The organism is Alistipes sp. DJF_B185, from assembly GCF_964250025.1.
In the GTDB taxonomy this organism is placed as follows: Bacteria; Bacteroidota; Bacteroidia; order Bacteroidales; family Rikenellaceae; genus Alistipes; species Alistipes finegoldii.
This window is the reverse complement of sequence record NZ_CAXUDY010000003.1, coordinates 187,640-201,636: the sequence shown is the minus strand read 5'-3', so window position 1 is coordinate 201,636 and position 13,997 is coordinate 187,640. Positions and strand designations below refer to the sequence as shown.

At 56.1% G+C, this 13,997-nt stretch carries 14 protein-coding genes; 7 read left to right on the top strand and 7 right to left on the bottom strand.

What is annotated here, in order from left to right:
* Nucleotides 1-50: 50 nt before the first annotated feature.
* Both ACESTR_RS06000 and ACESTR_RS05995 read right to left on the bottom strand, forming a co-directional pair.
* Nucleotides 51-593, bottom strand: coding sequence for a DUF4251 domain-containing protein (locus ACESTR_RS06000; RefSeq protein WP_279064164.1), 543 nt, complete (start codon nucleotides 591-593; stop codon nucleotides 51-53).
* A gap of 63 nt (nucleotides 594-656) precedes the next feature.
* The gene (locus tag ACESTR_RS05995; RefSeq protein ID WP_279064162.1) at nucleotides 657-1,304 is read right to left on the bottom strand and encodes a hypothetical protein; all 648 of its coding nucleotides are present in this window, start codon (nucleotides 1,302-1,304) and stop codon (nucleotides 657-659) included.
* Between the two features lie 189 nt (nucleotides 1,305-1,493).
* Here ACESTR_RS05995 and ACESTR_RS05990 point away from each other — a divergent pair, with 189 nt between their 5' ends.
* The gene (locus tag ACESTR_RS05990) at nucleotides 1,494-2,729 is read left to right on the top strand and encodes a 6-phosphofructokinase (RefSeq protein WP_009598504.1); all 1,236 of its coding nucleotides are present in this window, start codon (nucleotides 1,494-1,496) and stop codon (nucleotides 2,727-2,729) included.
* A gap of 463 nt (nucleotides 2,730-3,192) precedes the next feature.
* On the top strand, nucleotides 3,193-4,071 hold the full coding sequence (locus ACESTR_RS05985) for a hypothetical protein (RefSeq protein ID WP_227042367.1): 879 nt from the start codon (nucleotides 3,193-3,195) through the stop codon (nucleotides 4,069-4,071).
* A 310-nt stretch (nucleotides 4,072-4,381) separates the two neighbouring features.
* Here ACESTR_RS05985 and ACESTR_RS05980 read toward each other — a convergent pair whose 3' ends face one another.
* Nucleotides 4,382-5,041, bottom strand: a complete 660-nt coding sequence (locus tag ACESTR_RS05980; RefSeq protein WP_373178991.1) for an SLOG family protein — start codon at nucleotides 5,039-5,041, stop codon at nucleotides 4,382-4,384.
* Nucleotides 5,042-5,110: 69 nt separating this feature from the next.
* On the opposite strand from ACESTR_RS05980, the gene ACESTR_RS05975 reads away from it, so the two are divergent.
* Together ACESTR_RS05975 and ACESTR_RS05970 are read left to right on the top strand one after the other, a co-directional pair.
* Entirely contained in the window at nucleotides 5,111-5,323 is a 213-nt protein-coding gene (locus tag ACESTR_RS05975) for a YtxH domain-containing protein (RefSeq protein ID WP_014776316.1), read from the top strand.
* 13 nt (nucleotides 5,324-5,336) lie between these two features.
* Nucleotides 5,337-5,666 (top strand): hypothetical protein, encoded by a 330-nt coding sequence (locus ACESTR_RS05970; protein ID WP_195559256.1) that lies wholly within the window; start codon nucleotides 5,337-5,339, stop codon nucleotides 5,664-5,666.
* A gap of 282 nt (nucleotides 5,667-5,948) precedes the next feature.
* Here ACESTR_RS05970 and ACESTR_RS05965 read toward each other — a convergent pair whose 3' ends face one another.
* Nucleotides 5,949-6,503 (bottom strand): NADH peroxidase, encoded by a 555-nt coding sequence (locus tag ACESTR_RS05965; protein WP_009596576.1) that lies wholly within the window; start codon nucleotides 6,501-6,503, stop codon nucleotides 5,949-5,951.
* Nucleotides 6,504-6,623: 120 nt separating this feature from the next.
* Nucleotides 6,624-7,547, bottom strand: coding sequence for a DUF5106 domain-containing protein (locus ACESTR_RS05960; RefSeq protein WP_009596533.1), 924 nt, complete (start codon nucleotides 7,545-7,547; stop codon nucleotides 6,624-6,626).
* 143 nt (nucleotides 7,548-7,690) lie between these two features.
* On the opposite strand from ACESTR_RS05960, the gene gadC reads away from it, so the two are divergent.
* The 3 genes from gadC (at nucleotide 7,691) to ACESTR_RS05945 (ending at nucleotide 11,119) form a co-directional block, all read left to right on the top strand.
* Nucleotides 7,691-9,238, top strand: coding sequence for a putative glutamine/gamma-aminobutyrate antiporter GadC (gene gadC / locus ACESTR_RS05955; protein ID WP_014776314.1), 1,548 nt, complete (start codon nucleotides 7,691-7,693; stop codon nucleotides 9,236-9,238).
* Nucleotides 9,239-9,258: 20 nt separating this feature from the next.
* Nucleotides 9,259-10,242 (top strand): glutaminase A, encoded by a 984-nt coding sequence (gene glsA, locus ACESTR_RS05950; protein ID WP_014776313.1) that lies wholly within the window; start codon nucleotides 9,259-9,261, stop codon nucleotides 10,240-10,242.
* A gap of 622 nt (nucleotides 10,243-10,864) precedes the next feature.
* Nucleotides 10,865-11,119, top strand: coding sequence for a helix-turn-helix domain-containing protein (locus ACESTR_RS05945; protein ID WP_370867707.1), 255 nt, complete (start codon nucleotides 10,865-10,867; stop codon nucleotides 11,117-11,119).
* A 126-nt stretch (nucleotides 11,120-11,245) separates the two neighbouring features.
* Here the strand turns inward: ACESTR_RS05945 and ACESTR_RS05940 are convergent, their stop codons facing one another.
* Nucleotides 11,246-12,973 carry an acyl-CoA dehydrogenase family protein gene (locus tag ACESTR_RS05940; protein ID WP_237958612.1) on the bottom strand — a complete coding sequence of 576 codons (1,728 nt, stop codon included), beginning with the start codon at nucleotides 12,971-12,973 and terminating at the stop codon, nucleotides 11,246-11,248.
* Nucleotides 12,973-13,992, bottom strand: coding sequence for an electron transfer flavoprotein subunit alpha/FixB family protein (locus ACESTR_RS05935; RefSeq protein ID WP_009596603.1), 1,020 nt, complete (start codon nucleotides 13,990-13,992; stop codon nucleotides 12,973-12,975). Before ACESTR_RS05935 ends, ACESTR_RS05940 begins: the two co-directional genes overlap by 1 nt.
* Nucleotides 13,993-13,997: the final 5 nt, after the last annotated feature.

Sequence of the window (13,997 nt, the reverse complement as noted above, 5' to 3'; positions counted from 1 at the left end):
GCCCTCTCCTCTGCGGGCATAACCCGCAGTCGCCGCCCAGAAAGCACACGTCACTCTCCGGCGGGATAGACATAGCCGATAAAATCGAAGAGGTGGCTGCTCCGATAATAATTAACCCGCGCAAAGCATTTGTTCGTATTCCTGTACAACGTCAGAATTATCTCCCGCTCCTCACCTTTCTGAGGACCTACGATCTTAATGAAAAACTGCCGGTCCCCGTTTTTCTTAGGCTCCATTTCCGTTATTTCGGCGGTATCGTCCTCTATATTCAGCCGTTTCCACGTTTCGCAGGGGAAAACATTCCGGGAAAAACAGATAATGCCCTTATTTCCCTGCATGGAAATATAACTGCCCGAAGGCGATTTAACCGGTGACCCGCCTTTCGGCAAATAAAACTCAGCGGCCTCGATCACGAACCGACGCTCGTCCAACGCCTTCAGCGCCTGCCCGTACAAGGCTTCCGGCCCGCCCCCGGACAGCGCGTCCGGACCGGCGCCCCTATGGCCCGTACCGACCGCCGGCTTTTGCGCCGAACAGCCCGACAAACCGGCAATCAGCAGAAGTACAGGCAGGATTCTCAGTATAGTCTTCATAACGTTAAGATTAGTTTGTTAAAATACAACTCGATATTTTTGAACTATTTAAACGAAAAAGCATTATCGACAAGTCACGAAGGCTTCTACTGCGGCCTTGCTTCCATCCTTTATGCCTTGACCTTTGAACCCTGTCAGATTTCGTCCTTCACTTAAAATGAATCTGTCATACAATTGTTCTACTTTGTTTTTATCATGGTATTTCGGAAAAAGAACATGCGTCGTACGAAACCACGCGAAATCAACTCCCTCGGCATAGCCCGGAGTCAATCTGTAAGTCGATGAGTTTTTAAGGTTATTATAGTACTTCAAAGCACAGGAAGTCTCATACCACTTTTCAGGTTCAGACAAAAGGAACGATCCGTCCGGCAGCTCAATCTTTTTTTCCGGAAGTGTTCCTCCTCCATACGACCCAATTTTTATATATGATTTAGCAACTTTAATAAAGTCAGATATCAAAATACCATGAGTTTCACTGTAGTCATGATTACAGGAAATACATTTGGTTTGCCATGATGAATTCAGCATGCCACATGTCGGATTTGAACACCGCCAATGATACTCCGAAGATGATCTAGTTTCAAGTGTTTCATTTTGATCTGTTCGGTCAGAAATCAGCTCCTCCTTATTACAACTACTCACAAACAATCCTCCGCCAACAACTACAAGAGCTACAAACAAACCTTTTCGGAATAATGAAAGTTCTCCCATAACAACATTTTTTTTTAAAGTAAATTAAGTATTATCAAAGCATATGCTTCAATTATCAAACAATATACTAAATAAAATTACAGTACACAACAGAAGGTCCATTTTTTTGCCCGTTTGAAAAAATAATCGTACTTTTGGGCGTCAATTTTAGGTTAATTCAGGTTCAAACATAAAAACCCAAACACAACCATGAAAGAAGCAATCGCAATTCTGACTGGCGGCGGACCCGCACCCGGTATGAATACCGTCGTGGGCAGCGTCGCAAAGACCTTCCTCCGCAAAGGTTACCGCGTAATCGGCCTGCACGAAGGCTACACGGGACTGTTCAACCCCTCGCCCCGAACCGTGGACATCGACTATCCCATGGCCGACGGTATCTTCAATCAGGGAGGTTCGTTCCTGCAGATGAGCCGTTTCAAACCCAAGGATTCGGATTTCGAAAACAACTTCAACCTCAAGTTCTTCACCGACAACAACATCAAACTGCTCGTGACGGTCGGCGGCGACGACACGGCTTCGACCGCGAACCGCATCGCCAAGTTCTTGGAGGCCAAGAAATACCCCATCGCCAACATCCACGTCCCGAAGACCATCGACAACGACCTGCCCCTGCCGAAAGGCACGCCGACGTTCGGTTACGAGTCGGCCAAGGACAAGGGCGCCGTCATCGCCCGCGCCGTCTATGTAGACGCCCGCACGAGCGGCAACTGGTTCGTACTGGCTGCCATGGGCCGCAGCGCCGGCCACTTGGCATTCGGCATCGGCGAGGCTTGCCACTACCCGATGATCGTCATTCCCGAAATGTTCGACAAGACGGAAATCACCGTCGAGAAGATCGTGAACCTCGTGATTTCGTCGATCATCAAACGCAAGATCATGGGCATGGACTACGGAGCTGCCGTTATCTCGGAAGGCGTATTCCACGCGCTGAGCGACGAGGAGATCCGCAAGAGCGGCATCCACTTCACCTATGACGAGCACGGACACCCCGAACTGGGCAAGGTATCGAAGGCGCACATCTTCAACGAGATGATCGAGAAGAAGGTGAAGGAGCTGGGCATCAAGGTCAAGAGCCGCCCCGTGGAGCTGGGTTACGAGATCCGCTGCCAGACCCCGATCGCATACGACCTGACGTACTGCTCGGAGCTGGGTATCGGCGTGCACAAGCTCTTCGCCGAAGGCAAGACCGGCTGCATGGTTTACGTGGATTCGGAAGGCAACGTAAGTCCGCTCTACCTCAAGGACCTGCAGGATCCCACGACGGGCAAGATTCCGCCCCGTCTGGTGGACATCAAGTCGGACAAGTTCTCGTCGGTGGTGGAGACCATCCTCAACGCCATCACGCCCGCGGATTACGAGGCTGCCAAGCAGTATGTCCCCAATCCGGAGGAGTACGATTTCCACAAGATCCTCAACTGGAAATAATCCTTTCCGAAACAGGATTTCAGCAAATCCCCGGAAGCGCGGCTTCCGGGGATTTTTCATGCAGGCCGGGAAAGAGAGCTGGCGGCAAGGACGGAAAGGCCGGACGGTTGAGGGCAGAAGTACCGGGACAGCGGCGGAAGGACCGGAGCGGCGACGGAAGAAAGCCCGGCGATGATGACAGAAAGGCCGAGGAGGGAGAAATGGAGGAAGACGGCAACGACAAAAGGACGGACGGCGATGACAGCAAGACCCGCCGGCGACGGCAGAGAAGTCAAAGAAGGAGGAATGGAGGAAGACGGCAACGACAAAAGAACGGACGGTGATCGCAGGAAAACCGAGCGGAGACGGCAGAAGGGCCGGGACGGTTGAGGGCGGTGATTTTCCAACGTTTTTCAGACGGAAAAGGAAAAATACCCGTATCTTTGCCGCATTAGATCCCTAACCCTTAAAAATACCTTTATCCATGGAGACACCGGAAAACAAAAACGATGTGTTCGAACCGATGCCGGAAGAGGCTGCCGCACAGGTTACGGCGGAAAACTCTGCGGACGGCAACCGGTCGCAGAAGATGGCCGAAGCAAAGAAGAACCTGCTTGCAGGAGCGCTTTGGTGCGTCGGCGGACTGGCTTTCAGTTTCTTATCCTACTATTTCGCGACAGCCGGGGGCCGGTACGTAGTCGCAACGGGCGCCATTATCTGGGGCGCGATTCAGGCGATCAAAGGTCTCGTTGTCATCCTGAAAATCCAGCATCAGGAGGGACGTTTCACGGCATTCTGGCGCACGGCGGCGCTGGCGGCATGTTCGCTCGCGGCACTGCTCTATCTGGGACAGTTGTCGGTGCGGCTGGCCGGCGGCGAAGAGATGCAGGTGGTGGATACCGAACAAATCTACACGGGTGCGCAGGGAATCAAGGCGAAGATTCCCGCCGGATACACCCTGCTCGAAGAAACCGTGCAGCCCGAAACGGACGAAACCTACGCCTACTACGGTTTCGACACCTACAACGACCGGATAGGTTACAGTCTGGGCAAGGTCGTGGATATGATTCCGGAAGAGATCACGTCCGTCGATGAGATTTCGGACCACTGCGCGCAACGCGATTCGGCTTTCTACACGGGCGGATTCATCGCGCCGACGCAGCGCACCGAGATCGGCGGCCGCGAAATGTTGTGCAGCGAAGGATACATAACGGAGAATCCGGAGTTGGTTTATGCCGTTTACGACATGCTTTACGAAGGATCGCTCGTTACGGCGACATTCAGGTACGAGAAAAAGGATTACGGCAAGCGGGAAACCCGCCTGCGGATCGAAAGCCTGCTGAAAGGCATCGAGTTGGAATAACTGCGCGGATACTGCGAAAACGGATAAGGACGGCACCGAAAGTGCCGTCCTTTTTTATTAAAGGAAGCGGAAGGCAATGCGGGCAAGACCATCGGGAAAGCGTATGCCGACGGCGAGAGTACGGGCAGCAACTGCGGGAAGGCTGAGCGGCGCTGAAAGAAAAGGCCGGGGAGGGCTAGGCAGCATAAAGGAAGAAGGCAACGGCAAAAGGCCGGACAGCGAGGGCAGAAAAGTCGAACGGTGACAGCAGAAAGTACAGGCCGGAACACCGCCGCCGTACAGTGCGTTTCCTCCGCGGGTCGGGAGAGTATCAGAACAGCGTAGGTTCGGCCTGCCGGAGTGCGGCGGGATGCGGATGGAGATTGATGAATTCGAGACCCCGGCCCAAAGCGCGGCGAACGGTGTAGTGTGTGCCGCCGGGGGAACCGTCGTACCACGCGACCAGCAGTGCGGCGTGCTCTACAAGGTAGTTGTTACGCACGGCATAACACCCTGCATGATAGGACGGGGAGAGCGTCACGCTATGATCGGCGGCAGCCAGCACACGCCGGAAGCGTTCGCGGTCGGCAGCCGGGAAGCGGCTCTCCTGTCCCCGGAAAGGAATTACGGCGACCAGCCGCAGACCGGGCATCGGCATGTGCAGAGAGTGCGGTTCCGGAAAAAAGGCCGAAACGGAATCCACAGCAGGAGAAAAGGCCGATGCGGGAGGGACAGCAGCAGAAGCCGCAACGGAGGGAAAGGCGGCAGCGGAAGCCGCGGCAGGAGAAAAGACCGATGCGGTTTGGGAATCGCGGCACGCGAGGACCGCTTCAGCGGCAGCGAGGTCGAAGCCCATGGCCATGCCGCAGAGGAAGGTCCGGAAGCCGCGGGCGTACAACTCCCCCACCGTCGCGCGCAGAGCCGCAGCGGCTTGGCCCCCGTAAGTGCGGTGGCCGGTAAAAGCGACGGTGGTAAGGCGGTCTTCGGTCATACATCCAAAGGTAGCGTTTTGGCCCGGACTTTGCAAGATTTCCTGCTGAATTTAAAACTTTATACGAATATGAAACATTCTGCAAATTGTCTCGCTTCCTTTTTGGGCGGCGCTCTGGTAGGAGCCGTCGTCGCCATGCTCGTAACCCCCAAATCGGGACCCGAATTCCGTGAGGACATCCGCGATATGGCTAAAAAAGGCACCCGCAAGCTGAAAAATGAAATTGACAAAATTCATTGCGACTGCAACGGTCTTGACTGCGATTGCGACAAGGACGAATAAACGGGACCGCCCCATGAAAGATAGCCCGTCGCCAACCGGAAACATCGTCACATCGCTGATCTTTTTCGGTGTGACGGCTGCCATTGCGATCATCCTCTTCATCGATGCATTCGTCATGTGGCTCGCGTCGCTGACCGGGTCCGTCGCAGTCGCAGCACTCATTACCGGAGGGTTCTTCGCCGTAATCGCAGCCGTGGTCTATCTGCTGGCCGTGCGTTCAGCCCTGAACTACATCCGGGACCGGATCGAAACGGTCTACGAGGTCGCTTCCCGGATCAAGGATGGGTATGACTGGTTATCCGACAAGTTTTCGTTCCTTTCGTTCCTCAGAAGATCCAGATAAGGTAGGAAAAAACGCCGGTGCAATTCCTTGCACCGGCGTTTTTTTGTGACAGGACGACAACGTTACAGATGCAAGTCCGCGTGGACATATACTTTCGTACAGCTACCTCAGACACGCAGGTAAAATTCGAAAAAGGACACCGGGAAACTGAGAAACAGAAAAACAAAGAAAAAGAGGACCCCGGCAAACCGCACGGCAGGGAGATGAAAAAAGGGTGAACGGCGTTTCAGACGCAAACCGTTCACCCTCGCAAATATGTGGAAACTCCGATTGAATCAGCCGTTATTTACCGAAGTAACGCTTGTAGAGACCTTCGAAGCCCTTGCCGTGGCGCGCTTCGTCCTTGGCCATTTCGTGCACGGTATCGTGTACGGCGTCGAGGTTCTGCTCCTTGGCCATGCGGGCCAGACGCATCTTGTCTTCGCACGCGCCGCACTCGGCGTTCATGCGCTTTTCGAGGTTAGTCTTGGTGTCCCATACCACTTCGCCGATCAGCTCGGCGAACTTCGAAGCGTGCTCGGCCTCTTCCCATGCGTAACGCTTGTAAGCCTCGGCGATTTCGGGATAACCCTCGCGGTCGGCCTGACGGCTCATGGCCAGATACATGCCCACCTCGGTGCATTCGCCCATGAAGTGGTTCTGCAAGCCCTCCCAGAGTTCCTTGCTGGCGCCCTTGCCGTCGCCGATAACGTGCTCGGTCACGAATTCGAGGTCACCCTCCTTTTCGACGACTTCGACGAATTTCTCTTTGCCTACCTTACACATCGGGCACTGCTCAGGTGCCTCAGGACCTTCGTGGATGTAACCGCATACGGTACAACGCCATTTCTTTGCCATAATCGCAGTAATGTTTATTGTTTATATTCTGTTTGTGTGGTGCAAAGGTAACGATTAGGGGCGAAATTCGCATATAAAAACGATTGTCTTTTTTTATAGAACGATAAGCCCTGCTTATAGTCAGCCCCGGCGGTCGATAACCTCCTCGATATAAGGCACGTCGGTGGAATCCTTCACCAGCACGCGCTTGTCGCGGTCGAGCAGGTAGAGCGTCGGAATCGCATGGAGGTCGTAGAGACTCTTCTCGCGCACGACGCAGCCCGCATCGTAGCCGTTGATCCAGCTCGGCGGAATATGGCCGCGGTATTCGCGCCACTCGGCGAGGTCCTCGTCGGGATAAAGCGCGACGACCTTCAGCCGGCCCCGCTTGATCATCACGGAGAGCATCGGCGAACCGCCGATCTGCTCGCGCAGCTGTTTGCACATCGGGCAGCCGGGGTTATTGATGAACAGCAAGACGTACTCGGCCTTCACGCCGTAGAGCGTTCCGGTGGCGCCCGAAGCGAGCGTATAGCGGAAATCGTTGGCGCGCTCGCCGATGCGGTTCTGCATCGCCATATTGAGATCGTAGGAGGGGCCGATACGCTCGTACTCGTCGTAATAGGGACTCGCCAGCACGGCCCGAAGAACGGGAATATAGAATTCGTCGTTGCGCAGCGGCGAATTGGGGTCGTGGATAACCAGCTCGGCCAGCATCGTGAAGTAGTCGAGCATGGGACGCGAAGCCGAAGCGCGGCGCATGAGCGAATCCATCGGCACGCCGTCGGTCGGACGGTCGGAGATAAGCGCGATCCAGCGGACATAGGCCTCGACCATCTGTACCGTATCAACCTCGCGAATAAAAAGGGTGTCGGCGAAGTCGAAACGGTCCCAGTAATGCCAGCGCAGGTAGTCGCGCTTCGCGTCGTCGGAGAGACTCGAAGGCGCGATGGCCGGAAGGAAAACCCGCATCTGGGGAGCGGCGGAGGTCTGCTGCCGCGACGAACGGCGACCGCACGAAACGGCGCAGAGGGCCGCAAGCAAAATAACAACAATACGGTACATAAAAGGAGTGTTTTATGTGCAAATATAGTTTTTTTTCGGCTACAATCCTACCATCCTCCCGGCGAAAGAGGTTCATCCGGCGGATTTGCACGGTAGTTGCAACGTTTTCATCCGTTAAAATCAATTCTCAATTTCATTGAATTATGGATGTAAAGAAAACTACCACAAGTACCGGGTTCAAACTGAGTGTCATGACACTCGCAATTATGAACGTGACTGCCGTAGTGAGTCTGCGCGGCCTGCCCGCAGAGGCCGTCTACGGACTTTCGTCGGCATTCTACTATCTGTTTGCCGCCATCGTGTTCCTCATCCCCACGGCCATGGTCGCCGCGGAGCTGGCCGCGATGTTCTCGACAAAACAGGGCGGCGTTTTCCGTTGGGTCGGCGAAGCTTACGGCGCACGCACCGGATTCCTTGCCATCTGGCTGCAATGGATCGAATCGACCATCTGGTACCCCACCGTACTGACGTTCGGCGCCGTGTCGATCGCCTTTATCGGCATGAACGACGTGCACGACGCGGCGCTGGCCTCGAACAAGGTCTTCACGCTCTGCATGGTGCTGGCAATCTACTGGATCGCCACGTTCATCGCGCTCAAGGGACTCGGATGGGTAGGTAAAATCAGCAAATGGGGCGGCATGATCGGCACGATCATTCCCGCGGGTCTGCTGATCCTGCTGGGCATCATCTACATTTCGACCGGCGGCCACAACCACATGGACATGTCGCAGGGATTCTTCCCCGACCTCTCGAAATTCGACAACCTCGTGCTGGCAAGCAGCATCTTCCTCTTCTATGCGGGTATGGAGATGATGGGCATACACGTCATGGACGTAAAGAACCCGTCGAAGAACTACCCCAAGGCAATCATCATCGGTTCGCTGGTCACGGTCTGCATCTTCGTGCTGGGCACCTTCTCGCTGGGCTTCATCATTCCCGCAAAGGACATCAGCCTGACGCAGTCGCTGCTGGTGGGCTTCGACAACTACTTCCACTACCTGCATATGTCGTGGGCAGGCCCGATTATCGCCATCGCCCTGATGTTCGGCGTGCTGGCGGGCGTGCTGACATGGGTCGCAGGTCCTTCGAAGGGTATTTTCGCCGTGGGCAAGGCGGGCTATCTGCCTCCGTTCTTCCAGAAGACCAACAAAAACGGCGTGCAGAAAAACATCCTGCTGATTCAGGGATGCGTCGTGACGCTGCTGGCGCTGCTGTTCGTGGTGATGCCTTCGGTGCAGTCGTTCTACCAGATTCTGTCGCAGCTCACCGTGCTGCTGTACCTGATCATGTACATGCTCATGTTCTCGGCCGCCATCGTCCTGCGATACAAGATGAAGAACACCGACCGTCCGTTCCGTCTGGGCAAGGGCAACGGGCTGATGTGGTTCCTCGGCTGTATGGGTTTCTGCGGCGCCCTGCTGGCGTTCGTGCTGAGCTTCGTGCCACCCAGCCAGATCTCGACCGGAAGCAATACCGTATGGTTCTCGGTGCTGATTATCGGCTGCGTGGTGGTCGTAGGCGCGCCGTTCGTCATCTATGCACTGCGCAAACCCTCGTGGAAGGACCCGCAGGCTGCTGCAGAGTTCGCGCCGTTCCATTGGGAAACGCAGCCCGTCGCAGCGGCTCCGGTGCATACGAACACTCCCGAACCGACGGCGAAACCTTCGGAGACGGAACTTCACAACAAATAAATCGATAAACAGATCGGACAATGATTCAAAAAATAGACAACGCTACGGTCCGCGAGGCCGTACAGCAGGCATACGAGCGCTGCAAGAACGAAACGGGCGGCAAGAACGCCGACTATATCCCCTATCTGGCCAACGTGCCGTCGAACCTCTTCGGCATCGCGGCCTGCCTGCCCGACGGCGAAGTGATCGCCGTGGGAGACACCGATTACAAATTCGGCATCGAGTCGGTATCGAAGGTGCCGACGGCGATACTCGCCATGAACCAGTACAGCGCGCAGGAGATGCTCGACAAGATCGGCGCCGACGCGACGGGACTGCCTTTCAACTCGATCATGGCGATCCTGCTGGAGAACGACCACCCCTCGACGCCGCTGGTGAACGCCGGTGCGATCAGCGCCTGCTCGATGGTGAAACCCGTCGGCGACAGCGACGGCAAATGGAAGTCGATCGTCGGTTTTATCGAAGGGCTGGCCGGATCGCAGGTCGAAGTGATCGACGAGTTGTACAAATCGGAGACGGCGACCAACTTCAACAACAAGTCGATCGCATGGCTGCTGAAGAATTACAACCGGATTTACGACGATCCCGACATGTCGCTGGACATCTACACGCGCCAGTGTTCGATCGGCGTGACGGCCAAGCAGCTCGCAACGATGGCCGCGACGATCGCCAACGGCGGCGTGAATCCCGTGACCAAGCAGCCGGTATTCAAACCGGAACTGGCGCCGAAGATCGCATCGCTGATGGCGACGGTAGGCTTCTACGAGCACACGGGCGACTGGCTCTTCACGACGGGCCTGCCGGCCAAGACGGGCGTCGGCGGCGGCATCATGGGCGTAGTTCCGGGCGTGATGGGCGTTGCGGCGTTCGCTCCCCCGCTGGACGAAGCCGGCAACTCGGTCAAGGCGCAGAAGGCGCTGGCCTATGTCGCCGGGCACCTCAACCTCAATATCTTCGGCACGACGCGCTGCGTGATGGCCGAAAAGGAACCCGCAAAGGCATAGGCCGAGCGGTAATGTACGGCGAAAGGGGCTGCACTCCGAAGTGCAGCCCCTTTTCTATCGGACGGGAATACGCCGTCCGTCAGAATTGATAACGCACCCCGGCGACAAACGAACCTGAAACGCCCAAGCCGCCTTCGGCGCATCATCCGTCCGGCAATGCGGCGGCTACCGGATTCCCCAAAAGCGCAAAACGGGTACGGCAGGGCTGACAAGTGACGCATTTCACAGACTAGAAGAATTCTTTGCCCGAACCGTACCCGGTAATATCGGCCTGCGCAAAAAAAAGCAAGGGCGCAGGTGCAACTCCCGTTGACCGGCCTTCCGAGCCTTGCATGGCAGTTGTCCTTACGCCCAAGCCCGTCCCGGCGCAAGGCCGGGACATGACAAGGGTTTCAGACAATGTTTACACCATGCATAAACCTGTTATATAAACAGTCGGAAGTTCGTCAACGGCGTAAAGGTTGTCTTAACCTTATAATATGTCGTTACGGCGGTGCCGTATCGTTTCGCAAAGTTAGCATAATTTCTGTATTCGGAGTTTCTGTTTACCGATACAAATATATAAACAATTCCCCAATAAATACCGATCGGTAGTCGATATTTTTCGAGAAAAGCAATTTTTTTGTATGAAATGAGTTTGCCGAGAAAAGATAATCAGTTCTTAAACGACCTTGCCGAGCGATTGAAAGCATTACGCAAGAAGAGAAAATTATCTCAAATGCGTGTTACGATGGATACCGGAATCAATATAGGCCGGGTGGAATCGGGCAAACGAATGCTGTCGGTCTACTCAGTAGCCATTTTATGCAGCTATTACGGCGTTTCAATGGAAGAATTTTTCCGGGGAATCAAACTGACCGCAAATCCGTGGGAATAACCTTTCAAAATAGGTCTTGCTTTCCGACTGCAAGATCATCTTATCCGATCGAATAACAGAATACCACAAATAAAAAAGGGTTCCGCCAATAAGGCGGAACCTTTTTTACAATGCGTATAGGACAGACTACTTCGTCTCTTCGATAACGGCCTTGAACAGCTCGACGTCCTCCAAGGTGGAGTTCATGACGTAGGTGTATGCCTCCGAAATCTTGCCTTCGGCCAGCTTGCAGAAGACCTTCGCCGAATTGACATACTCCTCCGACTCGCCGGCCTGACGCGCCAGCAGGTAGGTGATGATGATATGTCCGGCGGTCTCGACCAGACGACGGGCGTGGAAATCCTTGAAGCCGCAAAGCTCCTTGTCCCCCGCTTCGACGCGGGCGATCATCTCCGCGAATTTCGCGGTCAGCTCCTTCAGCTTCGCAACGACGGGCTGCATGGGCTGGCTGTATTCGGCGGCGGCGTAACGCTCGATCTGCTCCATGAAGGTGCCTTTGGTCACGGAGTTGATAGCCGCGACGACCTGCAGCTGCGAAGTGCCTTCATAGATATTCATGATGCGCGCGTCGCGGTAGAGACGCTCGCAGGGGTAATCCTTCATGAAGCCCGAACCGCCGTGGATCTGGATAGCGTCGTAGGCCTGCTGATTGGCGTACTCCGACGAGAAGAGCTTGACAAGCGGCGTGAAGCCGTCGGCAAGGCGGTTGTAGAACTTCATCTCCTGACGCTCCTCGCCTTCGAGCGAACGTTCGTGCGCGATATGGCCGTACTGCTTGTAAACCTCGACGAAGCGCGTGGTTTCGTACAACAGCGCGCGGACGCCCTGCAATTTGGCTTTCATGTTGGAGAGCATCTCCGAAACAGCGGCGAAGCGGATGATCGGCTTGCCGAACTGCTCGCGCTCGTGGGCGTATTTGAGGGCTTCGCGGTAGGCGGCCTCGCAGAGACCCACCGACTGGGCGCCGATGCCCAGACGGGCGGCGTTCATCAGCGACATCACGTATTTGATAAGGCCCATCTTGCGGTCGCCGACCAGTTGCGCCGGAGCATTGGTGAAGACCAGCTCGCACGTCGGCGATCCCTTGATACCCATCTTGTTCTCGATACGGCGCACCTTGACGCCGCCGTCGCGCTTGTCGTAGACCAGCATCGACAGACCGCGGGCGTCGGTCGTGCCCTCTTCGGTGCGGGCCAGCACCAGCGAAACGTCGCCGTCGCCGTTGGTGATGAAACGCTTCACGCCGTTGAGCAGCCACGTCTGCTTCTCCTCGGACCACGTGGCCTTGAGCATCACAGCGCCCAGATCCGATCCGGCGTCCGGCTCGGTGAGGTCCATGGCGCAGGTAGCGCCCGCGGAAACCCACGGCAGGAATTTGGCCTTGATCTCCTCCGAAGCGAACTCGTTGAGCGTCTCGGCGCAGTCCTGAAGGCCCCAGATGTTCTCGAAGCCGGCGTCGGCGCGCGACACCATTTCGTTGGCCATCACGAAGCAGACCAGCGGGAAGTTAAGACCGTCGTACTTGCGCGGAAGCGTCATGCCGCTCAGGCCCGCATCGACGATCGCCTTCATGTTCCGGACCGTACCCGAAGCGTACTCCACATGGTCGTTCACCACGCGGGGGCCTTCGTGGTCCACGCCCTCGGCATTCGGAGCAATGACCTCGCCGCAGACCTCGCCCGCGATCTCCAGCACGCGGCGGTAGGAGTCCATAGCGTCTTCGAAATCCTGCGGCGCGAAATCGTAGAGGTCCTTTTCGGCGAAACCGCGCTCTTTCAGCTCCACGATCTTGCGCATCATCGGATGCCCAAGGTGGAACTGCAAATCTTTGTTATCTGAAAAGAAATTTGCCATTACTTCGAATTTTGTTTGTAGTACTTAATCATCTTGGGGATTATCTCATTGACGTCGCCCGTGATGGCGTAGTCGGCGATCTTGTTGATCGGGGCTTCGGGATCGGTGTTGATCGAGATGATCATGGCCGAACCGTCCATACCCGCCGTATGCTGGATCTGACCCGAAATACCGCAGGCGATGTAGAGTTTGGGACGGACCGTAACGCCGGTCTGGCCCACCTGACGGGCATGGTCGGCAAAGCCGGCGTCCACGGCGGCGCGGCTGGCGCCCACCTCGGCGCCCAGCACGTCGGCAAGCTCGAACACCAGATCGAAGTTCTCCTTCGAACCCATGCCGTAACCGCCGGCGACGATGACGCTCGCGCCCTTGATGTCGATCTTGCTCTCCGAAATCTCGCGGTCGAGGATCCGCACTGCCAGATCGGTGTCCTTCACGAACTTCTGCCAGTCGATCTTCTTCACCTCGCCGGCGCCCGGCACGGCGGCGTACTCGCGGCGCATGACGCCTTCGCGGACGGTAGCCATCTGGGGACGGTTGTCGGGATTGACGATCGTGGCGATGATGTTGCCGCCGAAAGCGGGACGGATCTGGTAAAGCAGGTCCTTATACTCCTTGCCGGTCTTGGCGTCCTTGTGGTCGCCGATCACCAGCTGCGTGCAGTCGGCCGTAAGACCGCTGTAGAGGGCCGACGATACGCGCGGGGCGAAGTCGCGGCCGTTGCAGGTCGCGCCGAACAGCGCGATCTGGGGTTTCTCCTGTTCGATCAGGCCGCACATGACGGCCGTATGGGGCAGCGTGCGGAAAGGTGCGAAGATCTTGTCGTCGGCGACCCAGACGGTGTCGGCGCCGTATTTGGCCAGTTCGGTCTCGATACCTGCAAGATGCTCGCCCAGCACTACGGCTTCGAGCTTCACACCCAGCGTCGTGGCCAGTTCGCGGCCTTTGGTCAGCAGTTCGAGACACACGTCGGCGACCTTGCCGCCCTCGTTCTCGATATATACGAATATATTGTTCATGGATT